This window comes from Nocardia sp. NBC_01327 (assembly GCF_035958815.1).
Lineage (GTDB): Bacteria > Actinomycetota > Actinomycetes > Mycobacteriales > Mycobacteriaceae > Nocardia.
The window spans coordinates 171,199-195,914 of the sequence record NZ_CP108383.1 but is presented as its reverse complement, the minus strand read 5'-3'; the positions used below and the strand labels follow the sequence as shown (position 1 = coordinate 195,914).

Annotated in this window: 15 protein-coding genes, 1 tRNA gene and 1 pseudogene; 7 read left to right on the top strand and 10 right to left on the bottom strand. The window is 67.4% G+C overall.

Annotated features, from left to right (window positions below):
• Positions 1 to 51: 51 nt before the first annotated feature.
• A tRNA-Gly gene (locus OG326_RS00815) sits at positions 52 to 122 on the bottom strand.
• Between the two features lie 335 nt (positions 123 to 457).
• Between OG326_RS00815 and ctaD the strand changes: the two genes are divergently transcribed.
• A complete protein-coding gene (ctaD, locus tag OG326_RS00810; protein ID WP_327142712.1) occupies positions 458 to 2,239 on the top strand; it encodes an aa3-type cytochrome oxidase subunit I in 1,782 nt (593 codons plus the stop codon).
• A gap of 67 nt (positions 2,240 to 2,306) precedes the next feature.
• A complete protein-coding gene (dcd, locus tag OG326_RS00805; RefSeq protein WP_327142711.1) occupies positions 2,307 to 2,879 on the top strand; it encodes a dCTP deaminase in 573 nt (190 codons plus the stop codon).
• 34 nt (positions 2,880 to 2,913) lie between these two features.
• Here the strand turns inward: dcd and OG326_RS00800 are convergent, their stop codons facing one another.
• The gene (locus tag OG326_RS00800) at positions 2,914 to 3,447 is read right to left on the bottom strand and encodes a YdcF family protein (RefSeq protein ID WP_327142710.1); all 534 of its coding nucleotides are present in this window, start codon (positions 3,445 to 3,447) and stop codon (positions 2,914 to 2,916) included.
• Between the two features lie 339 nt (positions 3,448 to 3,786).
• Here OG326_RS00800 and OG326_RS00795 point away from each other — a divergent pair, with 339 nt between their 5' ends.
• The gene (locus OG326_RS00795; RefSeq protein WP_327142709.1) at positions 3,787 to 5,154 is read left to right on the top strand and encodes an Hsp70 family protein; all 1,368 of its coding nucleotides are present in this window, start codon (positions 3,787 to 3,789) and stop codon (positions 5,152 to 5,154) included.
• Between the two features lie 105 nt (positions 5,155 to 5,259).
• Here OG326_RS00795 and OG326_RS00790 read toward each other — a convergent pair whose 3' ends face one another.
• Complete coding sequence (locus OG326_RS00790; RefSeq protein WP_327142708.1) at positions 5,260 to 5,709, bottom strand: hypothetical protein; 450 nt, start codon at positions 5,707 to 5,709, stop codon at positions 5,260 to 5,262.
• A 151-nt stretch (positions 5,710 to 5,860) separates the two neighbouring features.
• Here OG326_RS00790 and OG326_RS00785 point away from each other — a divergent pair, with 151 nt between their 5' ends.
• The 3 genes and pseudogenes from OG326_RS00785 to OG326_RS00775 all read left to right on the top strand — a co-directional run.
• A complete protein-coding gene (locus OG326_RS00785; protein WP_327146312.1) occupies positions 5,861 to 7,321 on the top strand; it encodes a helix-turn-helix transcriptional regulator in 1,461 nt (486 codons plus the stop codon).
• Between the two features lie 28 nt (positions 7,322 to 7,349).
• Complete coding sequence (locus OG326_RS00780) at positions 7,350 to 8,609, top strand: pyridoxal phosphate-dependent aminotransferase (RefSeq protein ID WP_327146311.1); 1,260 nt, start codon at positions 7,350 to 7,352, stop codon at positions 8,607 to 8,609.
• 411 nt (positions 8,610 to 9,020) lie between these two features.
• Positions 9,021 to 10,310 (top strand): annotated as a pseudogene (locus tag OG326_RS00775) (YibE/F family protein); the annotation flags it as partial.
• A gap of 350 nt (positions 10,311 to 10,660) precedes the next feature.
• Here OG326_RS00775 and OG326_RS00770 read toward each other — a convergent pair.
• Positions 10,661 to 11,425, bottom strand: coding sequence for a copper homeostasis protein CutC (locus OG326_RS00770; protein ID WP_327142707.1), 765 nt, complete (start codon positions 11,423 to 11,425; stop codon positions 10,661 to 10,663).
• A gap of 440 nt (positions 11,426 to 11,865) precedes the next feature.
• On the bottom strand, positions 11,866 to 15,153 hold the full coding sequence (locus OG326_RS00765) for a (Fe-S)-binding protein (RefSeq protein ID WP_327142706.1): 3,288 nt from the start codon (positions 15,151 to 15,153) through the stop codon (positions 11,866 to 11,868).
• A gap of 286 nt (positions 15,154 to 15,439) precedes the next feature.
• Between OG326_RS00765 and OG326_RS00760 the strand changes: the two genes are divergently transcribed.
• Positions 15,440 to 16,279 (top strand): hypothetical protein, encoded by an 840-nt coding sequence (locus OG326_RS00760; RefSeq protein WP_327142705.1) that lies wholly within the window; start codon positions 15,440 to 15,442, stop codon positions 16,277 to 16,279.
• An 85-nt stretch (positions 16,280 to 16,364) separates the two neighbouring features.
• Here the strand turns inward: OG326_RS00760 and OG326_RS00755 are convergent, their stop codons facing one another.
• From OG326_RS00755 to OG326_RS00735, 5 genes are all read right to left on the bottom strand, one after another.
• Positions 16,365 to 17,201 carry an NRDE family protein gene (locus tag OG326_RS00755; protein WP_327142704.1) on the bottom strand — a complete coding sequence of 279 codons (837 nt, stop codon included), beginning with the start codon at positions 17,199 to 17,201 and terminating at the stop codon, positions 16,365 to 16,367.
• 151 nt (positions 17,202 to 17,352) lie between these two features.
• Positions 17,353 to 18,705 carry a S1 family peptidase gene (locus OG326_RS00750; protein ID WP_327142703.1) on the bottom strand — a complete coding sequence of 451 codons (1,353 nt, stop codon included), beginning with the start codon at positions 18,703 to 18,705 and terminating at the stop codon, positions 17,353 to 17,355.
• Positions 18,706 to 18,894: 189 nt separating this feature from the next.
• Positions 18,895 to 20,253, bottom strand: a complete 1,359-nt coding sequence (locus OG326_RS00745) for a S1 family peptidase (protein WP_327142702.1) — start codon at positions 20,251 to 20,253, stop codon at positions 18,895 to 18,897.
• A gap of 104 nt (positions 20,254 to 20,357) precedes the next feature.
• The gene (locus OG326_RS00740; RefSeq protein ID WP_327142701.1) at positions 20,358 to 21,500 is read right to left on the bottom strand and encodes a hypothetical protein; all 1,143 of its coding nucleotides are present in this window, start codon (positions 21,498 to 21,500) and stop codon (positions 20,358 to 20,360) included.
• A 46-nt stretch (positions 21,501 to 21,546) separates the two neighbouring features.
• Positions 21,547 to 24,705, bottom strand: a complete 3,159-nt coding sequence (locus OG326_RS00735; protein WP_327142700.1) for a LuxR C-terminal-related transcriptional regulator — start codon at positions 24,703 to 24,705, stop codon at positions 21,547 to 21,549.
• Positions 24,706 to 24,716 lie beyond the last annotated feature (11 nt).

The following is a 24,716-nucleotide window of genomic DNA, read 5'->3' as shown; positions in this document are numbered from 1 at the left end:
CGAGAAAGGCCCCCCTCAGCATTTCGCTGACCGGAGGGCCTCTTCGTTCGGAGCCGATGACGGGAATCGAACCCGCGCCATCTGCTTGGGAAGCAGAAGTTCTACCATTGAACTACATCGGCAATGCTCGAACACTACCTGAGCAGTGCTCCTTCACGCGATCGCGACTCTATCAGACCGAGGCTGACGCGACGCAACTCTTTCCCCATTTCCCCTGGTCCCGGGCCTGTGCGGCGTAAGCCGAGGAGTGGGGGGGCGGGAATCTTCCCTGTGAGTCCTCCGCCGTGTCGGGGGCGGCGCGCCGATCTTCGTGAGTTCTTTCCGCGAACCGCAGGGTTTTGTACGGAGCCGGTCGTAGACTGTCCCGCAGGGTCGAAAGCCTGTCCACCACAGGAACTTTGGTTGCGCCGACCGTTTGCTGACTCGCGCGTCGGTGCTTCCTGCTCGGGGGTGACGCATGACCACGGTGCCGTCGCGGGATATCCCGCAAGTCGAAGCCGCGCGGGCCTATCCGCGCCGAGTGGGGCCCAAGGGGTCCTTCCTGTGGAAGGCGATCACGACCACCGATCCCAAAGTGCTCGGGATCATGTACCTGTTCACCGCCCTGTCGTTCTTTCTGATCGGCGGCCTGATGGCGCTGCTCATGCGGGCGGAGCTGGCGCGGCCGGGGCTGCAGTTCCTCTCACCCGAGCAGTTCAATCAGCTGTTCACCATGCACGGCACCATCATGCTGCTGTTCTATGCGACGCCGATCGTGTTCGGATTCGCCAATGCGGTGCTGCCGCTGCAGATCGGCGCACCGGATGTGGCCTTCCCGCGGTTGAACGCGCTGAGTTACTGGCTGTATCTGTTCGGCGCGACCATGGCGACGGCCGGATTCATCACCCCGGGCGGGGCCGCCGACTTCGGCTGGACCGCGTACACACCGCTGAGCGACATCATCCACTCGCCGGGCGTGGGCGCCGACCTGTGGATCATGGGTGTGGCGCTCTCGGGCGTCGGCACCATTCTCGGCGCCGTCAATATGATCACCACGGTGATCTGCCTGCGCTGCCCGGGCATGACCATGTTCCGGATGCCCATCTTCACCTGGAACATCCTGGTGACGAGTGTGCTTGTGCTGCTGGCGTTTCCGATTCTCACCGCGGCGGTGCTGGCGCTGGCCGTGGACAGGCATCTGGGTGCGCACATCTATGACCCGGCCAATGGCGGGGCCATTCTGTATCAGCATTTGTTCTGGTACTTCGGTCATCCCGAGGTGTACATCGTCGCGCTGCCGTTCTTCGGGATCGTGACGGAGATCTTCCCGGTGTTCAGCCGCAAACCGCTGTTCGGTTATACGACGCTGATCTACGCGACACTCTCGATAGGCGCGCTGTCGGTGGCGGTGTGGGCGCATCACATGTATGCGACGGGATCGGTTCTGCTGCCGTTCTTTTCGTTCATGACATTCCTGATCGCGGTGCCCACCGGTGTGAAGTTCTTCAACTGGATCGGCACCATGTGGCGCGGGCAGCTGACCTTCGAGACGCCCATGCTGTGGTCGCTCGGCTTCCTGGTGACGTTCCTGTTCGGCGGTCTGTCGGGCGTCATCCTGGCCAGTCCGCCGGTCGACTTCCATGTCTCCGACACCTATTTCGTGGTCGCGCACTTCCACTACGTGCTGTTCGGGACCATCGTGTTCGCGACCTTCGCGGGCATCTACTTCTGGTTCCCGAAGATCACCGGCCGCATGATGGACGAGCGCCTGGGCAAACTGCACTTCTGGACCACGTTCTTCGGCTTCCACCTCACCTTCCTGGTGCAGCACTGGCTGGGCAACGAGGGTATGCCGCGCCGGTACGCCGACTATCTGCCGAGTGACGGATTCACCACGCTGAACACGATTTCCACGGTCGGCTCGTTTGTGCTCGGGCTGTCGATGATCACGTTCGTATGGAACGTCTTCAAGAGCTACCGCTACGGCGAAGTGGTCACCGTGGACGATCCGTGGGGCTACGGCAATTCGCTGGAGTGGGCGACCACCTGCCCGCCGCCGCGGCACAACTTCTACGAGCTGCCCCGGATCCGGTCGGAGCGTCCGGCATTCGAGCTGCACTATCCGCACATGGTCGAGCGCATGCACGCCGAGGCGCACGCGGGCTGGTCGCTGCGCAGGCACGAGGTGGTGGCGGTGGCCGCGACCCCCGCGATCGAGGACGGCGGCGCGGATCCCACGGACTCGGTGACCGACCACTGATCGGGTGCCACGCGCCCGGGTAGCGGCCGGGCGTCGGTGCGCGATCGGGGACCACTACGCTCTTGGCGTGCTGCTTTCCGATCGCGACATCCGCAAGGAACTCGCCAATGGGCGTCTCGGGCTCGACCCGTTCGACGACAAGCTGGTGCAGCCGTCGAGTATCGACGTGCGACTGGACGGCATGTTCCGGGTCTTCAACAACACCCGCTACACCCATATCGATCCGGCGCAGCGGCAGGACGAGCTGACCACGCTGGTCGAACCCGGCAAGAACGAGCCGTTCGTGCTGCACCCGGGTGAGTTCGTCCTCGGCTCCACCCTCGAGGTGGTCAGCCTGCCCGATGATCTGGCCGGCCGCCTGGAGGGCAAGTCCAGCCTCGGCCGCCTCGGCCTGCTGACCCACTCCACCGCCGGATTCATCGATCCGGGCTTCACCGGGCACATCACCCTCGAGCTGTCGAATGTGGCGAATCTGCCGATCACGCTGTGGCCGGGCATGAAGATCGGCCAGCTCTGCCTGTTCCGGCTCAGCAGCCCGGCCGAGAACCCGTACGGCAGTGCGGCAGCCGGATCCAAGTACCAGAACCAGCGCGGTCCGACCCCGTCGCGCGCCTACCTGAACTTCCCGCTGGAGCGCTGAGTTCCCTTCCCGCTGGAAGCCCCGCCGCAGGCCGTCAGCAGTCCTCGAAGACGGCCTTCGCATAGCCCGCGGATTGGTATACGTACTGGTAGGCCCACCGCAGCGGGCCGATCGGCGGGTGCGAATCCAGCATCAGAACCTCGCCGCCCCAGCACTTTCCGAGGATGTAGCGGGCCCGGGAGATATGCGGCGTGAAGGTCACCACAATGACGCGATGCCACCCTTCTCGACGCGCCCGCTGCGCCAGATACCGCCCTTCACCACGGGTGGTGCGCGGATTCGGGTCGAAGCATTCGACCCGGAAGCTGTAGCCGCCGTGGCAGATCCGATTGATCAGGCCGCTGTTCTGATACGGATCGGAGATGAGCACGCGCGGCGCGAAACCCTCGTGTGCCAGCCGCAGGCCCAGCTCCTCACGGCCGTCGTGCGCCCCGCCGAGCACCAGGATGGCATCGGCGCGCATCGGTGTATCGAGTTGCGGGCGCACGTACACCGGCCACAGTGCGGCGACCACCGCCACCACGGTCAGCAGGACCGCGACCGCCACTGCCCGACGCCGTGTGCGCACTCCGCCGATGCTAGGCGGCGCTGGGGAATGTCATAGTCAACCGCTGTGCCCGGCCCGTCGCCCGCGCCGTGAATTTCGAAGGGAAGACCTGGTCATTCCCCGTATTGTGATGCACTGCCAGCGTGACTGGGCCACACCGGGATTCGGACGTGGCGTGATGATGCCGCCCAGTGTCCGGGCTAGTGGGTGTACGGATGGCTCGCCACGTCGTAAGGTGGCGGCGACAGGTACAGTGACCCAACCGTAATGTATCGCGACGCCGGCAGGCGGCAGGGTGGGCCCGCTCGCAGGTCGGTGAGCGTGGAAACTCCGTGCGGGTGGAAACGAGATGGGCAGCAGATGAGTTCGGTACTGGGAGTGTCGGTGGGGGCCGGCGCAGTGCGCGTCGCACGCCCACGTGCCGGGAGTTCCGCCGAGCGCGGCGCGGTGCGCCCGAATCCGGTCGATGCCTTCGATGTCCAGGACATTCCGGTCGGCGAACGGCGCACCGAGGAACTGGTCGCCGACGCCATCGGCGCTGTGCTGGCGGCGGATCCGCGAGTCAGCGCCACCGCCGTGGCCTACCGCGACGAGCAGACCGCCCGTGCGATTCGCGCCGAGCTGGCGCACCGCCAATTCACCAATTACGAGCTGGTCCCGGATGTCGTTGCGGCACTGGAGTTTCTCGAATACTCCGGTGACCTGCAGGGCTACGGCACCGTCGCGATCTACGACCTCGGCGCCTCCGGGCTGTCGGTCACCGTGGTCGACACCGCCACCCGCCAGGTGTGTTTCAGCGAGCGCACCAGCGATATCAGTGGTGACTACCTGGATTCGCTGATCCGCGAACAGCAGATCGCCTCCGGGCGCATCGCGCATCCGCCGGACGCCTCCGGGCTCGCCGCACTGGACGCGCTCTGCCGCACCGCCAAGGAGCAGCTCTCCGAGAGCAGCGCGGTCGCACTGCCGTCCACCGAGGGCCTGGTGCTGCTGTCCCAGGAGAACTTCGAAGCCCTGATCATGCTGGCCGTCGAATCGTCGGCGCGTATGACCCGGGATGTCATCCAGCGCTCCGAGCAGCAGGTGCAGGCCGTCGCCGTCATCGGCGGGTGCGCCCAGATTCCGCTGGTGGCACGGGTTTTGCGGCGTTGGCTGGGAGTGCCGGTGCTGGTGCCCGCCAATCCGGGCACGGTCGCGTCCCGGGGTGCGGCCATCATGGCCCGCCCGGTGCAGCCGCGGCCCGCGCCCGCACCGTTCGCGGCCGCCTTCGAGAATTCGTCCACGCTGGCGCCGGATGCGACCACGGCGCTGCTCACCAATACCGGTGCGGTGGAGAAGATCAGCCGGCGCCGGGAGATCAGCATGGCCGGCGTGGCGGTCGGCGCGCTGGTGGTGGTCTCCGCCATCGGCGTCTCCCTGGGCTGGGGGCCGCAAGTCCTGGAACATGATTCGCAGAGTTCGGATGCGGCGACCAGTTCGGCCGCGGCCACCACCACTCCGTCGTCGGCGAGCGTGCCGACCAGCGTGGCGCCCACCACCGATGCGACCAATGAACAACTGGCCGCGCCGCCGCAGCGTCAGGAAACGACCACCACCGATGCGCCCCCGCCGGTGCCGGGTCCCAATACCTTCACGATCATCCCCGGCCTGCCGCCGGTCGTAGTGCCCACGCTCCCACCGCTGTTCCCCGCACCGGCCGCCGCGCAACCGGGAGCCGTCCCGAACTGAGTCGCGCCGAGAGCTACCCTCCGAGTCCGCCCCGTCGACTGCCAGGAAAAGGGGCGGACTCGGTGGGTCCGGCGCCGCCAGCGCCGGTGCGAGGACCGGCTGCGTTCAGTCCTCGCTTCCGGCTCCCACCGCCAGAGCTGTCGTGATGAGCATCGACAGGGGTGGGAGTTGAAGGTCTTTGGCGGGCGGCACCACCCAGTGACAGCCCTCGCGCGTCCACCGGCCCAGTCCGGTGGGGAGCATGACGGCGCTGCCGATGGCGGGTATGCCGATATCGAGGCGGTCGAGGACATTCATGACCTGATCGCCGGGGCGGGAATCGGGTTCGGTGAGGAAGCTCCAGCGAATCTGCCGGGCCAGCATCGGACCGGTGTGGCGGTGCTGTTGCAGTGCGCCGCGCAGCTTTTCGGCTCGTGTGATGGGGACGTGCACAATGCCGACCTTGGCGGTGACGGGCAGCATGACGAACCCGCCGCGCTCGGCGACCGGTAGCCCGAACTCGTGCCGGTAATACGCTACCCAGTCCTGCACTGTTCTCAGCTTGTCCGCGTTCACCACCTGTCTCCTTGCCTCCTCTTCCAGGGTCGCGGCAGCCCGCCGGAGTGGGAATGCCCGCACACCCTCCTTGCGCTGCCCTACTACTGCCACTGCTACCAGCGCGTAAGCGACTGATACCAGCTAGATCTCGCATGTGGCCGAGGTCACGATGCACTCGTACCCTGGAGATCGGAGTTCGTTCGGAAGGGATGACACCGTGGTCCGGCAGTGGTCAGGTAGAGAGGCCCGTGCGCTCCGCGATGCCAAACGGATGAGTATCCGGGAATTCGCGGCGCATCTGGGTGTGCACGAACGCCTGATCTCCAAGTGGGAGGCCGGGGGGGATCGGGTGCATCCCCGTCCCGTCAATCAGGCTGCCCTCGATACATCTCTTGCCAGGTCCGACGATGTGGTGCGGGCACGGTTCGCGGATCTGATCGACCAGCCCTCGAGCGACCGCCCCGTACCCGGTTTCGATGCGCGCCAGGGCAGTGCCCAAGCAGGGCAGGACATTCCGGCGCAAGCCAGTTATTCCAGCGACGCGGATTTGCTGGCACTCGTCGATGCGGGTGCGATGAGAGGCGATGCGTTAGCGGCGATTTCGGAGAGGGATCTGATCATGGCGGCTGCCCACGAAGCAAGCGAGCATGCCGGGAGGGCGGAGGGCACCAATGTGGGAGCGACCGTGCTGGAACAACTCGACGCCGATGTCACGCGCATAGCCAATGAGTACGTGCACATTCCGCCGGTGCCGATGATGGTGGAGATGCTGCGGGTGCGCCGCCGCGTCTACCGCCTGCTGGAAGGCCATCAGAGACCGGCGGATACCGGGCACCTGTACCTGCTCGCGGGCACTTTGTCCGGTCTACTCGCCAATGCCAGCACCGATCTGGGCTATGTCGATGCCGCCGGTGAACAGGCCAGGGCCGCTTGGGCTTACGCGGAGCTGTGTGAGCACAACGGTTTACGGGCGTGGACCCGCGGAATGCAGGCGCTCATCGAATACTGGTCGGAGCGGCCGCGGCGGGCGGTGCTGCTGGCGCAGAGCGGGCAGCAGTACGCCGAATCGGCGACCTCGCAGGTGCGGCTGCACAATATCGAGGCGCGCATCTGGTCGCGGCTGGGCAGCGTCGCGGACGCGGAACGCTGTATTCGCTCGGCGGACACGGCCCGCGACGGTAGTGCCAGTGACATGCTGCACGACGAGGTCGGCGGGGTGTTCGGTTTCAACCAGCCCAAGAGTCACTACTACGCCGGGGCGACCTACATCCATCTCGGTCAGGCCCGGCCCGCGCTGGAGGCCACCCACCGCGCCATCGAGCTGTATTCGAACGGTCCCACCGAACAGCGCTCCTACGGTGCGGAATCGCTGGCCCGGGTGGACAGCGCCGCCGCGCATCTGATCAACGGCAGTCTCGACGGCGCCGCCGACGCGCTGCGGCCGGTGCTGCGGCTCGAGGAGGACAAGCGCATCGCGCAATTGGAGGAGCGGCTCACCGGGCTGCGACAGCGCCTCACCCGCCCGGAGTTCCGGGAGGCCGTGGAGGCCCGCGACCTGGACGAGAGCATCGAGGAGTTCTGCGGCACCACCGCCGCCAAGGGCATGCTGCCGCCCGATAGCGCGCGGTGAAAAAAGCTGGTTGCGCGCGGATGGCACCATTGGACGGGTGAGTCCTTCCAGTCACCTACCGCATCGGTCCCCGCGCGTCCTGGAGCAGTCCACCAAGCTGCAGAACGTGGTCTACGAGATCCGGGGTCCGGTCCACGCGCACGCGGCCCGGCTGGAAGCGGAGGGCCACCGCATCCTGAAGCTGAATATCGGCAATCCCGCGCCCTTCGGATTCGAGGCGCCGGATGTGATCATGCGCGACATGATCGCCGCGCTGCCGCACGCGCAGGGGTATTCGGAGTCCAAGGGCATACTGCCGGCCCGGCGGGCCATCGTGACCCGCTACGAGCTGGTGCCCGGCTTCCCGGAATTCGACGTCGACGACGTGTACCTGGGCAACGGCGTCTCCGAGCTGATCACCATCACCATGCAGGCGCTGCTCGACAATGGCGACGAGGTGCTGCTGCCCGCGCCGGACTATCCGCTGTGGACGGCCATGACCAGCCTCGCCGGTGGTACGCCGGTGCACTATCTGTGCGACGAGTCCAATGGCTGGCAGCCGGATATCGCCGATATGGAAGCCAAGATCACCGATAAGACCAAGGCCATCGTGGTGATCAACCCGAACAATCCGACGGGTGCGGTGTACTCGGCGGAGGTGCTGCAGCAGATCGTGGATCTGGCCCGCAAGCATCAACTGCTGCTGCTGGCCGACGAGATCTACGACAAGATCCTCTACGACGATGCCAAGCACATCTCGCTGGCCTCGCTGGCGCCCGATCTGCTCTGCCTGACCTTCAACGGCCTGTCGAAGGCGTACCGGGTGGCGGGCTACCGCTCCGGCTGGCTGGTGATCACCGGGCCGACCGATCATGCCGCCGGCTTCCTGGAGGGCATCTCGCTGCTGGCCTCGTCCCGGCTGTGCCCGAATGTGCCCGCGCAGCATGCCATTCAGGTGGCCCTGGGCGGACATCAGAGCATCGAGGATCTCATCCTGCCCGGCGGGCGACTGCTGGAGCAGCGCGATGTGGCGTGGGAGAAGCTCAATACGATTCCGGGTGTCTCATGTGTGAAGCCGCAGGGCGCGCTGTACGCGTTCCCGCGGCTGGATCCGGAAGTGCATGCCATCCGCGATGATTCGAAGCTGGTGCTGGATCTGCTGCTGCAGGAGAAGATCCTCATGGTGCAGGGCACCGGGTTCAACTGGCCGCATCACGACCACCTGCGGATCGTGACTTTGCCGTGGGCCCGGGATCTGTCCGTGGCGATCGAGCGCTTCGGCAATTTCCTCGCGAGTTATCGGCAGTAGTAGGGGATTCGGGGGTCGCGCCCCCGGTTTCCGGGCGCGGAATCCGGCTGAACTGGGCATTTGTCCAATGGCGCGGTTGTGACACGGTCGAAAACAAACCGCTAGTACGAAAAAGTTGGGTTTTTAGAGACTTAGCTAGCGCAAAGAACGGTCTTTTGTGTACAGTAGGCCTTGGCACTCAGGTGCCCCGGCTGGACCTCCTACCCCCCCTGGGACGTCCAGCCCTGGATTAGCCGGCCTACCCCCCCTGGGCCGCTGATCCCCGGGCGGCGGAGACATCCCCCTGCTCTCCGCCGCCCCCTCAAACTTTTGGTCCGAGCGTGTCCGCCCCGCTCGGACCTCTTTCTTTTCAGGTGAGACTATGAGCCTCCGTGCGTACTTCGGGAACGGTTCTCGTTTAGGCTCGCCCGAGTGAGCGATCACCATCATCACCATCACGACCACTCCGGGCCCATAGCGATCGGCACTACCGCCGCACGTGTGGTCGTCGGACTGCTGACGTTCATCGGCGTGCTGGTTGTGGCCGGGGCATTCTGGCTGTGGCCCAGTGCGCAGCACGTCGATATTCCGCTGCCCATGCAGAACGGAGGCGGCGGGGCGCTGCAGACCGAGGCCGGGACGGTGATTTCGCAGGATCTCGGTGCGTGCGGCAGCCCCTCGCAGGGGAAGCCGTTCGACGAGAAGCCGCAGGCGCCGCGCACCACCGGGTACAACTGCCAGCGCAGCATCGTCACGATCGACTCCGGGCCGGACAAGGGCAGCCTCACGCTCTTCGAAATCGCGCCCGGTCCAGGGCAGCCGGATCTGCGTGTCGGTGATCGCATGCGCATCGTGCGGCAGGTCGACCCCAAGGCGAAGCCGGGTGATACCAGCGGCACGACGTACTCGTTCGACGACTATGCGCGCGGGTTGCCGCTCAGCATTATCGTCGGGGTCTTCGCATTGGTCATTGTCGTCGTCGCGCGCTGGCGCGGCCTGCGCGCGCTGATCGGACTGATCTTCGCCTTCGGGGTGCTGGTGATCTTCATGCTGCCCGCGCTGCTGGACGGGAAACCGGCCATTCCGGTGGCATTGATCGCCGGTGCGCTCATTCTCTATTCGGTGCTGTACCTCGCGCACGGGGTGAATCTGCGGACCAGTTCCGCGCTGCTGGGCACACTCACCTCGATGGTGCTGGCGGCCGTATTGTCCTGGCTCGCACTGAAGATGACGCATCTGACGGGCCTGTCCGAGGAACAGAACACCAATGTCGCGACCTATCTGCAGCATGTCAGCATTACCGGACTGCTGCTCGCGGGCTTCATCATCGGCTCGCTCGGTGTGCTCAACGATGTGACCATCACCCAGGCCTCGGCCGCGTTCGAGCTGGCGGCGCTCGATGAAAAGGCCACCCGGCGCGGCATTTTCGCGGCCGCCATGCGGGTCGGCCGGGATCACATCGCCAGTACCGTCTACACCCTGGTGCTCGCCTACGCCGGTGGTGCGCTGCCGCTGCTGCTGCTGTTCAGTGTCGCGGGGCGCTCCATTCGGGACGTGCTCACCGGTGACGCCGTCGGCATCGAGATCGCGCGGTCCGCGGTCGGCGGTATCGCGCTCGCGCTGTCGGTGCCGTTGACCACTGCCATCGCGGTCATCCTGGCTCGGCCGTTCGGTGGCAAGCAGCCCGCGCGCCCGCGCGCCGGGGGTCCGAATCGTCCGCGCCAGTCCGCGCGCCCGCCCCGTCCGGAACGGACCGGCGCGGCCCGGCAGGCGCCGGTAGCCGAAGATGCACAACCGATTCCGGCAGCCCGGGGTGCACGGCAGAACCCCGCGGTGAGCCCGCCGCCGTACCGGGGTGAGCAGCAGCCGCCGACGCAGGTGTTCCGGCCGGTGACAGGGCCGGTCGACCGGGTGCAGGAGCAGGCCGATCCGCCCGCGCCGTGGTCGCTGAGAGCTGCTGCGGAGCAGGCGAATACGCCGCCGCACCAGGCGGATCCGAATTCGCCCTGGCCCACCAAGCCGCAGCAACCGCCGCGCGGCGGGCGGCACTCCAAGCCGTAGATCGGACGTGGTTATACGGTGAGGCGCGCCACCTCGCAGAGGGCTGCGACACCGTCGGCGTCCGTGGCGAAGTGATCGGAGCCGCGCGGCACACCGATCTCCTCGAACGAGACCTCGGTGCTGTCCGGCTGCGGCAGAGCCGGCACCGGAATCCGTACGGCCGCATGCAGATCCCGGACGCCGGTCAGCTCGATCACGCGGCGGGCATTGTCGGCGCGCAGGCCACCGCAGGCCATCACCTCGATGCGGCCGTCGGCCAGGGTGACCAGCCGGGTGATGAGCGCGGCGCCGTCGAGCACCGACACCTGTCGGCCCGAGGTGAGCAGGCGGGTGAAGCCGAGTTCCAGCAGTTGGTCGAAGCCGTCGTAGGGATCCGCGCACACATCGAACGCGCGATGACAGGTGACCTCCATACCCTCGGCGGCGGCCAGTAGCCCGGCATTCGCTTCGGCATCCACATGCCCGTGTTCGTCCAGTACGCCGATGACCACCCCGTGCGCGCCCAGTCGGCGCACCAGCTCGATATCGGCGCGCATGAGCGCGACCTCCTCGGCGGAGTACCGGAAGTCCCCGGGCCGCGGCCGAATCAGCACATGCACCTGGACATTCTCCGCGGCCCCCACCGCTGCCTCCACCAATGCGGCATTGGGCGTCAACCCGCCCACCGACAATCCGGTGCACAATTCGACCCGCGCCGCCCCGGCCACGTCCGCGATACGCACCCCCGCGAGCGACTCCACCCCGATCTCGACCCGAACCGCCCGCGCTTCCGTCATACCTCGAAGTATGGTCGAAGATCGCCCCCGGCGTTTGCTAAGCATTAGCAGATTCGATCTTCGCAACCCGCTATTCATCTTCGGCCCGGCGGTCTTCCCCTACTCAGACCGTGTTGCGGCGGAACAACGCGTACCGCAACGGAACAGCGTATGTAGTGACGGCACAGCCCGTGCGCGTGCTGTGTGATCCAGACACTTGCTGTGCCGTTGAGTAGTGCGACCCCGACACGGTCTGTGCGGTGGAGTAGTGCGGTCGCGACGCGGTCTGTGTGGTGGAGGAGTGCGGTCGCGACGCGGTCTGTGTGGTGGAGGAGTGCGATCGCAACGCGGTCTGTGTGGTGGAGGAGTGCGATCGCAACGCGGGCTGTGTGGTTGGGGAGAGTGCGAGACGGGCGCGCTACCTGGTGGGTAGCGCGCCCGTGTCGGTCAGTCGTGGTCGGTCAGCTCTTCTTGCCGGGGGCTTTCAGGCCGGACTTGAAGCCGAGGCCGCCGGGCTTGGCGGCGGGAGGGGTGGCGGCGCCACTGTCCTTGCTGCCATTGCCTTCGGAGCCGTTTTCCTTGGTGCCGTTGGTCTCCGGGGCTGTCGGCTCGGTGGGAGCCGGAGCTTCGGGGGCCGCGGGCGCCTCGGCGGCGGGAGCCGCCGGTTCGGCCGGAGCAGCTGCCGGTTCGGCCGGAGCAGCTGCCGGTTCGGCCGGAGCAGGTGCCGGTGCGGCGGCCGGGGCCGCAGCGCCGGGGGCCTTCGGGCCGGGGCGCTTGAGGCCGGACTTCATGGCCAGGCCCTTGGGGGCGATGGACGGCTTGGCCTCGGCGGCCGCTGCCGGAGCAGCCGTGCCCGATTCCGCCGGAGCGGCGGGGGCCGGAGTGGCCGGAGCCGATTCTGCCGGTGCCGCAGCGGCTTCCGCCGGAGCGGTTGCTGCCGCGGAGGCTTCCGCAGCAGCCGGTGCGGCGGCGGGCTTGGCGCCCGGAGCCTTGCCGGCGCCCTTCATGGCGAGGCCCTTGCCGGGAGCTTTCGCCGGACCCTTCATTGCCAGGCCCTTGACGGGTGCGGCGGGCGCGGCGGTGGCCTCGGTGGAAGCCTCTGCGGGAGCGGCGGTTTCAGCGGCGGCTGCGGCCGGAGCGGCAGCCTTCGCGCCGGGAGCCTTCGCGGGGCCCTTCATTGCGAGACCCTTGCCACCGGGTGCCTTGGCCGGGCCCTTCATAGCGAGGCCCTTGGCGGGTGCGGCCGGGGCCGCAGCAGCTTCGGTGGAAGCTTCTGCCGGAGCGGCGGTTTCGGCAGCCGCAGCGGCGGCCTTGGCGCCGGGGGCCTTGAGACCGCCCTTCATGCCCAGACCCTTGCCGCCGGGAGCCTTCGCCGGACCCTTCATACCCAGACCCTTGCCCGCGGCCGGAGCGGACTTGGGCTCGGCCGCAGCCTCTTCGACGACAGCCTCGGCGACCGGCTCGGGCTCGGAAACCGGTTCCGGCTCCTGCACCTTGGGCTGCTGCACGACCTTCAGGTTCTGCGTCAGCACCGAACCCTCGACCCGGGTGATCGAGTCCAGCATCAACTGGGCGACATCCACGACCTCGACACCTTGGCCGACCTCGCCACCGTCCTTACGGGCGGTCACACCATCGGTCAGCATGACCCGGCAGAACGGGCAACCGGTCGCGATCAACGACGGCTCGTTGCCACCCTTCAACGTATCCAGGGCCTCATCGACCCGGTCGACGTTGATGCGCTTGCCCAGGTTCTCTTCCATCCACATGCGCGCACCACCGGCACCACAGCACATCGAACGCTCACCATGGCGCGGCATCTCCACCAGCGTCGAGCCGGAAGCTTCCATCAACTCACGCGGGGCGTCGTAGATCTTGTTGTGCCGACCCAGATAGCACGGGTCGTGATAGGTGACGTTCTTCGCGACCGGCGACACCGGCACCAAATTCTTGCTGCGCACCAACCGGTTCAGCAACTGCGTGTGGTGCACCACCTCGTAGGAGCCACCGACCTGCGGGTACTCGTTGTTCAAGGCGTTGAAGCAATGCGCACAGGTGACGACGATCTTCTTCTTCGACGCCTCCACCCCCTCGAACACCCCATCGAGGACCGCGATGTTCTGCATCGCCAACTGCTGGAACAAGAACTCGTTACCCGCCCGCCGCGCCGAGTCACCGGTACAGGTCTCTTCCTGACCCAGCACCATGAACTTCACCCCCGCGGTCGCGAGCAACTCCGCGACGGCCTTGGTGGTCTTCTTCGCCCGATCCTCGTACGCACCGGCACAGCCGACCCAGAACAGGTACTCGTACCCGTCGAAGGAATCAGCATCCCTGCCGTAGACCGGGATCTCGAAGTCCACCTCGGAGATCCAGTTCAGGCGATCCTTGGAGTTCTGCCCCCACGGATTGCCCTTGTTCTCCAAATTCTTGAACAGGCCCGCCAGCTCGGACGGGAAGTCCGATTCGATCAGCACCTGGTAGCGGCGCATATCGATGATGTGGTCCACATGCTCGATATCGACCGGGCACTGCTCCACACACGCACCACAGCTGGTGCACGACCACAGGACTTCGGGATCGATGATGCCGTTGACCTCCGCACCACCGACCAGCGGCCGCTCCGCCTCCGCCCGCGCCTCCGCCGAAATCTTCGACAGCGCAACCTCATCCGGCTTGCCCTCGGCATCGACGAGACCGATCTCGTCGCCGCCCATATCCTTGCGGCCACCGGCCAGCAGGTACGGCGCCTTGGCGTAGCCGTGATCGCGCAGCGACATGATCAGCAGCTTCGGCGACAGCGGCTTACCGGTATTCCAAGCGGGACACTGGGATTGGCAGCGACCGCATTCGGTGCAGGTGGTGACGTCGAGGATGTCCTTCCAGGAGAAGTCCTCGAACTTGCCGACACCGAAGGTGTCGTTGTCCGGGTCGGCCGTCTCCATATCGATCGGCTTGCCCTGCGACATCATGGGCTTCAGCGCGCCGAGCGCGACGGTGCCGTCGGCCTCGCGCTTGAAGTAGATATTGAAGAACGCCGAGAAACGGTGCCACGCAACGCCCCAGGTGACATTGCGGCCGACGAGCAGCAGGAACAGCGCGCCCGACATCAGCTTGATGAACGCGAAGATCGACACCATGGTGACGCTCTCGGGCAGCAGCTTGGCGACCTCCTGGGTGAAGAAGTCACTCCAGGTGTGGGATTCGTGGTAGGTGGCGATCTTGCCGGCCTTCACGAAGATCATGCCCAGGCCCTCGACGAGCACGATGGACTCGATGACGTAGGCGGGCGCGAACTTGGAACCGCTGAAGCGCGAGAGCCGCTCCGGCCGGCGCGGGTGGTTCAGCTGCCGGATGGTGATCAGCGTGACGATGCCGATGACCGTTCCGATGCCGAGGATCTCGTCCACCAGGTGGTAGATGCCCCAGCCGCCGACGATGGGCCAGTGGAATTCGGGGTCGAAGACCTGACCGTAGGCCTCGAACCAGAGGATGAAGCCGGCGAGGAAGCCGATCATGACCAGCCAGTGCGCCCAGCCGACGGTGCGGAACTTGTTCATCCGCGTATGCGCGAGGAACTCGACCAGCATGGTTTTCAGGCGGGGGAAGAACGGCCGCCACCGATCCGGTGCGGACTGGCCGACCATGATGGTGCGCACGATACTTCGCGCGCCACCGATGAGCGATGCCCAACAGAAGATGGTGAGCACCGCTCCAATCGTGCCCAGTGTCACTGTCAGGGCATTCATGTCGCGACCTTTCTGACCGGTTCAACAAGCTCTCCGAGGACGGCCTGGTCCGCCTTGGTTGGCTCGTATCCTAACGAACAGTAAGTTACCCGTCGGTAACTTAACTGTCCAGCGTGTTCCCACACCGTAAATCCCGGCAAATCACACGCTTAACAAAGGGCAGGCTTACTTCGAAAGTCACAGTAAAGACACAGTTCTTGGGGGCAGCAGGAATCTCGCTTACCGGCAAACCTTCGATTAAGATCACTCCGTCCGACGTCTGTGCGCATCTTCACATGCTCGGGGAGTGTTTGCCGTTAGCGCGTGGCAGGGCCCGAGGGAAGCCAGGGCCTCGCGTGGCGAAGATGCGGACGATGGATCGACCCTGATGAAGGATTGGAAAAACCGAATGAAGTTTCGCAGCACCACTGCGGCGGCTGCCTTGGTCATCGGCGCAATGACCACGGGGATGACCGTTGCCCATGCCGACGATGCTCCCGCTCCGGCTCAGCCCGCGGGGATCTCGTACTCCACCAAGCTTGTCGACAGCCACATCGTCGATGGCAAGCAGGTGGACGGTAAGACCGTTGTGTCCACGTTGAAGAACGGGACCTTCGAGCTCACTCAGCAGGATGGCGCTACGCCTGAAGACCCGAAGCAGACGGTCGTGAACGTCAAGGACGTTCAGGGGGCGACTGTGATCTCCTTCCCGCTGCAGTTCGACGTCGCGGGCACCAAGGTTCCGGCCACGGCCGACGTCAAGGAGGACGGCAAGGTCCTCGAGGTCGTGCCGACCAAGCCGGCCGATGCGCAGATCAGCACCCAGCCGGTCGCGGTCGCTCCGGTCGCGGCTGCCCAGCCCATCGCCTCGCCGATGGAAAACCAGCGCGCGATGAATGACTTCTCCAGCAAGTTCGGTATCGCCACCGCCATCGGCGGCTTCGTCGGCACTGCCGTCGGCGCGATCATCGGCTGCATCGTCACCATCGTCGCCGCCTGCGTCCCCGGCCTGCTCGCGGGCGCCGGCATCGGCGGCATCCTCGGCACCATCGCCGTGGGTGGCCCGGCGCTGCTCGCCACCGGTATCGACCTCATCAATACGATGCAGGCGCCCGATGGCACCACCCAGTGGGCCTCCGGTAAGTAATACGCCCACCGCTCGGTTCGGCCCGCCCGCTTCGTCGGGGCGGGCCGGTCGTGTTTTCCGGCCTGTGCGCCCCGGGCGTGTCGTCTCAGTCCGGCAGTTCGAGGCGGCCGTGGAAGGACACCGTGCCCTTGCGGCGGCCGAAGCGAGCGAAGGTGCGCTCGGTCATCTCGAAGCGCCCGTCCTCGCGCACCAACAGCACGGTGCTGCACCGGGTTCCGTGCAGCGGATGGTTGACGAAGCGCGAGGAGGCCACGCGCTCACCGAGTATGCCGATTCCGGTATCCGGTAGTTCCGCGTCCGCGGCCCGTGTGCGGTCCGCCAGCACCCCGAGGTAGGCCGATACCTCACCGGGATCGTTTTCGACGACCCTGCGCAAGCCCAGCACCCCTTCCCGGACCTTCGGCCACGCCGGTGCGCCCGTGCCGGTGCGGATCTCACCGCCCGCCTCCAGGGACGCGGCGAGCGCGCCATTGGACAGGCCGTGGAATCCGGGGGTCAGCTCGCGCGGACCCTGCCCGCTGCGATTGCCGTGCCACCACAGCGTTTCCAGATCGGACACAACGAGATTGAAGCCGTTGTATTCGTCCGATGCGGCCGCGACGCCGCGCACGAATTTTTCCGAATCCGCCTCGCCCCGCAGGAAATCCAGCAGTAGCGCCCCGCGGGAGCGCGCATCGGCCCGCTTCTCGTTCACCCCGCGCACATTGGTCACCGTCGCGAATCGATGCGATTCCCGGGCCAGACCCAGCCACGTTCCCGGCACCGCGCCCCCGGCGCCCAGATCCCGCCCTGCCAGCATTCCGGGCACCTCGTCCCACCAGCGCAGCGATTCCGTTGGACGCGTGAAGAACTCGTCCCGATTGGCGGCGACGATCAACCGATACTCCGGATGCGCCCGCCACCCGAGCAACACCAAACACATACATCCAGCATGACGGATCAGCCGGTGCGCGGACCACGGCTCAACAGTGCCGTTACCGGGCGACTTGCCGCCCGATCGCTGCCACTGCTCGGACCGGGAATGCGAAAAGGCCGGTAGCCCTGGGGCTACCGGCCTTTTCAGCTGCTCATGCTCAGTTGGTGCGGACGCGCAATCCGGGGTTGTCGGAGAGCACGGTGCTGATCGGCTGCGCGAACAGCTGGGGCGCATTGCCCGTGATCAGGCCGATGAGGTTGGGGATCTCGCAGATCGGGTAGTCGGCGACCGAGGAGGCGCTGGAGATGCCCAGGGCCAGGGTGCCGGTGACGATCGGGCCGCCGCTGTCGCCGGGGAGGGCGCAGATATTGGCGGAGAAGCTCTGGGTCTGCTGGTGGTCGCCGACCTGGACGGTCTGGTCGATGGCGTTCACCACGCCGCAGCTGAAGCCGGTGCGCGAACCCGACTTGCAGACGGGCGCACCGACGACCGGATCGGCCACACCGGTGATGGCGACCGGCGCCGCGCCGGGGACGCGAACCAGGTTATTGCTGAAGCGATCGCGGGACTGATCGTTGATCGAGACGATCGAGTAGTCCTGCGCGGCCAGGATCGACTTCTGGAAGGAACCGAGCTGGTTGCCGATGTGATCGCCCGCGGCCAGCTCGTAGACGCCGGGCGCATTCGCGCCACCGGCCGCCGGGATGTTCGGATCGCAGTGTCCCGCAGTGATATTCACGACAGCGCCATTGAGGTCACCGTTGAAGCCCAGCGAGCAGCGCAGCGACATGCGGCCGGCCACCGAGGCGTAGGAGTCGCCCGCGGCCAGGGGGCCGCCGCCCGCTCCGGCGACCGGATCGGCCTGCGGGACAGTGGCGTCCTCGCCGCCGGTCGGCGGGACGGCCATCACGATGACCTGCGCCGGATCGACGAAGCTGGGCAGCGCCAGGCCGGCCTGGTCGACCCGCACCGCGATGCTGTTGTTCATGGTGTTGATGGCCACACCGCGCACGGACTTGGCGACCGTATCGGGCTGACCCTCGAGCCACTTCTGGAAGGCGTTCTTCTCGCCGCGCAGCGTGGTCTCGCTCTTGGCGACGTCCTTGACGGTGAAACCGGCGTCCGAGACGGCCTTGCGGGCGCCGTCGATGCCGTCACCGTTGGCCAGCGCCACGACGGCCTTACCGTTCTCGTCCAGCCAGGAGCCGGCGAACACCTGTGGGAACTGGCGCTGCGCGGTGGCGGAGAAGGCGGCCACCTTCTGGCCGAGGGTCGCGCGGTCCAGGTATTCCTGGGGCGAAATCTTGAGGTCGCGAGTGATGGCGGTGATCAGTTCCGCGGGCAGCGCCGGGCCGGCGGGAGCCGGGGGAGCGGCGGGGTCTGCGTGTGCGCTTGCCGCCATCGGCCCGGCGACCAGCAGCGCGGCGGCTGCGATCGCGGCGGATCGGACGAGGGACCGCGGCCTGCGGCCCACGGGCAGCGAGGAATAGCGCATACGTGGCAGGAGCATGACGCCGACTATATGGGCTCCAGCCCGTTATGCCTACTTATTGCCGCGCGCCCGAGCGTAATTCCTGAGCGTTTCGCGCTGAGGGTTCGTGGGCATAGGCGTAGGGTGCGCGGCTCGATCACAAACGCGAGCCGAACCACGAACCCGCAGGGGATTCGGGTTCGGCTCGCGTTCGGCCGAAGTTCAGATTCAGTTCGTGTTGGAGCGCGAACGCACCTGAATGCCACTGCCGAGACCGCCGCCGGAATTCGCATCGATATCAGTGAGAATGGCGCGGATCGGAATGCCCAGGCTCGCGGTTCCACCGTACTGCGCCAGCTGGGTATTGGCCTCGTTGCAATTCGGCGCGTCGGCGGCATTCGAGCCGCTGGTGATGCCGAGCGCCATGGTGCCCGACACGATCGCGCCACCGCTGTCACCGCCGAGGGTGCAGGCGCTGCTGGCGAAGCCGCGCACCGTCTTGGACTGGCCCTCCGAGGTGTACAGCTGCGTCTCGACCCGATCGGCCACGACGAAACCACAAGTGAACGTGGAGGATTGGCCCGACTTGCAGACCGGCGCGCCGGTGATCGGATCGGCCACACCGGTAATGGTGAGCGTGGTGCCGTTGGCGCCGCGGACCGACGGCTGATCCATGCCCGCCTTCACCGCGGAGTCGTTCAGCTTGATCACCGAGTAGTCGAGGGCATTGCCGCCACCCAGCTGTGAGCGCACGAAGCTGCCCAGCTGCGGGCTGGCGGTCAGATTGTGAACATTCGGCAGGTAGACATCGGCCTGCTGATTGTCCTTGCCGATATTCGGATTGCAGTGCCCGGCACTGATGTTCAGCGCATTACCGGACGAATCGACACTGTTGAATCCGAACGAGCAGACATCCACAGTCGTCAACGCCGAATCATTGAGCGAGGTGGGAGCGCTGATATAGGTGTCGCCACCCATAGGGCGCCGCTCGACCGGGCCGCCGCTGTCGGGAGACAGCACCACCTTGATATTCGCGATCAGGGTCGGCAGATTCAGCAGATGTCCGGCCGGAGTGTTCGCCACACTCAGTACCAGTTGGCTGTTGAGGAAATCGATTGCCACCGAGTTGATGGCGCCGGAGATTTCCCGCGGCAGGCTGGTGATCCAGTGGTTCAGCTGATCCACCGAACCCTCCAGATTGTCGGCGCTGATCGGAGCCAGCCGGGTCTGGTAACCATCGGCGGCGACCACCTTGGCCGCATCGAGGGAGGTGACGGCGAGGACGGGCTTACCGTCGGTGCCCATCCAGGCGCCCGCGAACTCGTCGGGGCGCTGGGAGCGGAATTCCGTTGCGTAGTCCCGCAATTGCTGAGCCTTGGCGGCGCGGTCCAGATATTCGGACGGCGTCATCTTCAGATCGCGCGAAATCGCCTGCACCAGTTCGGCAGGCAGCTTGTCGGCGGCGAGTTGATCGGCCGGCTCGGCGCCGGCGGGAATCGATGCGAACAAGGTTCCGACTAGGACGGTCGAAGCGAACGTGATGGTTGCAGCTCGGACCGTGGCGCGGCGCGCCATGAACTTGCGCATGGAGTCCCTTCGTAGTGCACCAGCAGACCGACAGTCCGGTTACTTTGCGGAACATCGGTCAGCGCACCACTTTAGGGTACAAACCACAGAAGGTCTCTACTAAATCAGTACGGACTCTGTGGCCAGGGGTCCTGGAAGACCGGGGCCGTCGGCAGCTGCCAGGTGGGCACCGGCGGGTACGTGTAATACGGCGGGTAGGCCGGCGTCGTGGTCGGCGGTGGTGTGGGCCGAACCGTGGTGGTCGGCGGGGGCGGTTCGGTGGTGGTGGTCGGCGGCACCGTGGTGATGGGCGGATTCGTCGTTGCCGGGGCTTCGAACGAATCGGCGGGTGCGGGCACTGCGGCCGCCGGCGGGCCGGGACTCGGTGGTAGCAGCGGCGGTACCGCGCCCGCGGTCGCCGCCGGTTGATTGGCCACCTCACCGCGCGGCGGACCGGCCGGGGAGTCGTCCGGACGCAACACCGCCGCCACCCCGAGGCCACCCAGGAGCAAACCGATAATGGCCGTGGCGGCGGCGATCATGTACGGACCGCGATTGGCACGCTGCTTCGGCAGCTGCACGATCGGCTGTTCGGCGGTGATCGGACCGACCGCCGAATCGACGGTGGTGGCCGCCGGGAACGCCGCCGAATACGCCTGTGCGAGCGGCTCGGGCGCCGACAGCGCGGGCAGGATATCGGTGACGTCGGCGGCATTCTGGGTGCTGGCGGTGGGATCGGGCGGGGTCAGACCGGCGGGGGTCGCGAGCACCGCGGCCAGTGCGGCGCGAGCGGCATTGTGTGCGAACGACTTTCCGGCGTCGTCGGCGTCCGGCTGGGGCAGATCGCGTTCGCTGACCAGCACCACCGACTTCAGGCCCAGATAGTCGAGGGCCTCGCGCAGGGCCTGGATATTCTCGTCCGGCCACGCCGTCGGATAGGTGGCATAGAACTCGGCCGGGCCGTTCAGATGATCGGCGGCCAGATTGATCAGGCAGAAGGCGGCGGTGGCCATCAGGTCTTCGGCGCGGTACGCCTCGCCCTCGTCGACCGGCATGCCCGCCGGATCGCCGACGGCGCTCACGAATCCGCGGATCGAATTCGACGGGCCCTCCGGCGGATCGCCGCCGAGCACCGCGTCACCGTCATCGGCCATGTGCAGGATCGACTCGCGCACGATGTAGTGCACCGGGAGTGTCGCGTCATCGCCCGTGACGACGGCCACGACGGATTCGTCGTCGGCTATCCGCAGGCCCACCCCTGTGGCCATCGTGGTTACCTCACTCGGTGCGTCCTGATTTTCCTCCGCGCCGTGGTCATACGAGGAGGGAACCGTGACCCATGGCGCGGAGCATTGACAATAACTCCGAACGCGAGCTCGCACCGATCCGACGCCGTATCCGGGCGACGTGATGCTCGACGGTTTTCGCGGAGATATAGAGGCGAGCCCCGATTTCCCGGTAGGTCAGGCCGAGCAGTACGAGCTCCGCGACCTCTCGCTCGCGTTCACTCAGGACCGTATCGGTGCGCGGTTCCGGGCGCGGCGGCGGGGCGGCCGGAGCCGGTGCGCGCACCTCCGGCGGGCGTGCCCGGGTGCGCAGGGTGCGGGCCAGCTTGAGCAGGGCGGTCGCGGTGACCGGGTCGTCGGCGGCCAGGGCGGCCTCGCTGGCGAGGCGGGCGGCATCCCAGATCAGGCCGAGTCCGGCCAGGCGGCCGACCGCGGCCTCCACCTGGACGCGCTCCACCTGACCGCGCAGCACCAGCACCCAGGTGCGGCCCGCGTCCGCCAGCGCGGCGGCTTGCGAATCACCGGATTCGGCGGCGGCCTTGAGTCGATGGGCGTGCGGCACCAGGTCGTTCGGGCTCTCGTGGGCGATGGCGGCCTGAATCGCGTACCAGTGGAAGGCATTCGACCATGCGGGCGGATCGCCCAGGACGCGCAGCAGTTCTCCGGCCGCGTCGACCAGGGCTGTCATCCGGCCCTCATCGCGCAATCGGATTCCGGCAAGCCACAATTCGCCGATCGGCAGCAGGGCCAGCAGGTCCGCGCTCACCTCGTCGAACAGCGGGTAGGCCTGCTGCCAAGCCAGCGTGAGAGCCGTGTGATCGCCGCTGCGCCTGGCCAATCCGACGATGACGCCGTGCGCCAGCAGCCGGTCCCGGGGATCGAGTGCGGCCAGGTCCAGTCCGGCGACCACGGCGGCCGCGGCCTGCTCGTCGCCGCCCAGCATGGCGACCCACGCGCCGAGCACCAGGCTCTGCGGATCGTGGCCGGCGCCGCGCAAGGCGTCCGCGGCCCGCCGGGGTTCGCCCATCGACAGGCACAGCAGCGTCGCAATGGATACCGCCGAGCACGGCAGGAATCGGTCCCCGCCGTTCTCATTGGGCGCCACCCCCGAATGCGCCGCGTGAATCAGCGCGGACGCCGCCGCGACCGCCGCACTCCGCCCGGCCTCGCCCGCCCGAGTCGTGAAACGCGGTGGAACCGGCGCGAGTTCGGACGAGCCATGCGTCATGGCGGTCAATCGGGCAGCGCCGGTGAGTGCCGGCCGATCCACACCTTCACCACCCCGATCAGCTGCGCCCCGGGCGGCATAGGCGGTGGGCAGGTGCGACGCTGGGGCGAATCCGGCGGTGGGGCGCTGTGGGGCTGGGGCGAATTGGGTGGCGTCGGCGGGGGTCGGGTACGTGCGGTTTGTGGGATCGGCGGTGAAATGTGCCGGGGGTGGGAGGGTTTCGACCGAATCGGCCAGGGCTTCGGCGATGAGGGCGGTGCGGGCGGTGGCCTCGGTGGGCGGCCAGTGGGCGGAGCAGGTGGACAGGGCGCGGGCCGTGGGCGCGTGGCCCGCGAGGTACAGGACGGTGGCGGCCACCGCCCAGTCCGCGCCGACTCGATCCGCGCCGAGCCAGGTGTAGAGCTGCGCGGCCCGATTGGCGAGACCGCGGCGAGTCCAGACGCCCGCGCAGATGCGCACCGCGGCAGCGAGTTCCGCGGGCGCGGCATGCGGGCGGGCCAGGACGGGTTCGGCGAGGCGGAGGGCGGTGTCGCAGTCGCCGGTGCGGGCGGCGGCATCGGCCCAGCGCAGGGCGATGGCCTCGAGATCGGCGCCGGCCGTGGCCGCGGCGGCGTAGTGGCGGACGGCTTCGTCGCCCGCCTTCTCAGCTGTGGCGCAGAGGAATTCGGCCAACCGGGGATCGCGGACGCCGGATTCGGCCAGCAGCAGTGCGGTGTGATCGCGCAGCAGGCCCGCGTCCAGCCGGGCCTGCAGAAGTCTGCGCTGTACCGCGAGCACCCGGCGGTCGCCGACCAGCGTGCGCAGCGGTGCGATGGCCGGGGTCAGCAGCAGATCGGCATCGGTGACCAGGGCGCTGCTGCGAGCGCGATCGACCAGATCCTGTGCGGCCGTGGGGGTCACGTCCAGCACCTCGGCAAGTTCGGCGGTATCCAGGCCCGCGCCGATGGCGGCCACCACGAAGGTGTCCAGCAGGTCCGGATCGGCGTCGTCCAGCCGGCCTCGCGCCCAGCCGGCGACGGCATCGTCGACCGCGCTGAGACCCGCGTCCAGGCGGGTCGCGCAGGCCGCGGTCAGCGCCGCCACCACGCCGCCGTGGATCCCGGCGGTCTGGCGGTGGATGTGCTGCGCCAGCCCGCGAGGCACCATCATGCCCAGTTCGCGTGCAAAAGGGGCGATCTCGGTCGCACCGAGGGCCCGTAGATCCACCACCCGCCCGCGCCGCGCCACCAGTTCGGCCAGGGCGCGCAATCGCGGGTCGTGCGGTCGGGGCAGCGTCGCGATCACGACGGTGCAGGCGCCGGATTCGGCGACGGCACACAACCTGTCGAACTCCGCCGGGCTCAAACCGTGCGCATCGTCGACCACCACGGCGACCCGCGAGCGGGCCGCCGCCCCAGAACCGCCGCGAGCCTGCGGCACTGCGCTCGCGATCGAGGCGGCGGGGGAGCCGGAACCGTTGCGGGCTTGCTGCGTTGCGCTCGTGACCGCGTCGGTGGGAGTGCCGGAACCGTTGCGGGTTTGTCGCGTTGTGCTCGCGATCGAGGCGGCGGGGGAGCCGGAACCGTTGCGGGCCTGCTGCGTTGCGCTCGTGACCGCGTCGGTGGGAGTGCCGGAACCGTTGCGGGTTTGTCGCGTTGTGCTCGCGACCGTGTCAGCCGGGGTGCCGGAACCGTTGCGGCTCTGCGGCTCGCCCGCGATCGGCTCGGTGGATACATCGGGCCGAAGGGGGTCGTGCCGCGTCGATGCGGGGTCGGCCGACATGATGGCGGCGGCCTCGATCAGGGGGATGCCGCGGGCGCGGAGGCGATTGCGGATGGCAGTCAGCAGGGTTGATTTGCCGGTGCCGGAGCGTCCGCGAATCAGATACAGCAGGGGAGCGGGATCATCGGAATCCAACTCCCGGAAGATCTCTCGCGTGCACGGCAGGGAATCCAGTGCGACGGGGGTATTGCCTATCACGGGAGAACCAA

Bases quoted from the DNA above. Each gene is read 5' to 3' on its own strand.
- OG326_RS00740 (WP_327142701.1), bottom strand. From the start codon at position 21,500: ATGGCCACAGGGGTGGGCCTGCGGATAGCCGACGACGAATCCGTCGTG.
- ctaD (WP_327142712.1), top strand. From the start codon at position 458: ATGACCACGGTGCCGTCGCGGGATATCCCGCAAGTCGAAGCCGCGCGG.
- OG326_RS00745 (WP_327142702.1), bottom strand. From the start codon at position 20,253: ATGCGCAAGTTCATGGCGCGCCGCGCCACGGTCCGAGCTGCAACCATC.
- OG326_RS00765 (WP_327142706.1), bottom strand. From the start codon at position 15,153: ATGAATGCCCTGACAGTGACACTGGGCACGATTGGAGCGGTGCTCACC.
- OG326_RS00770 (WP_327142707.1), bottom strand. From the start codon at position 11,425: ATGACGGAAGCGCGGGCGGTTCGGGTCGAGATCGGGGTGGAGTCGCTC.
- OG326_RS00785 (WP_327146312.1), top strand. From the start codon at position 5,861: ATGCACTCGTACCCTGGAGATCGGAGTTCGTTCGGAAGGGATGACACC.
- OG326_RS00755 (WP_327142704.1), bottom strand. From the start codon at position 17,201: ATGTGTTTGGTGTTGCTCGGGTGGCGGGCGCATCCGGAGTATCGGTTG.
- OG326_RS00795 (WP_327142709.1), top strand. From the start codon at position 3,787: ATGAGTTCGGTACTGGGAGTGTCGGTGGGGGCCGGCGCAGTGCGCGTC.
- OG326_RS00750 (WP_327142703.1), bottom strand. From the start codon at position 18,705: ATGCTCCTGCCACGTATGCGCTATTCCTCGCTGCCCGTGGGCCGCAGG.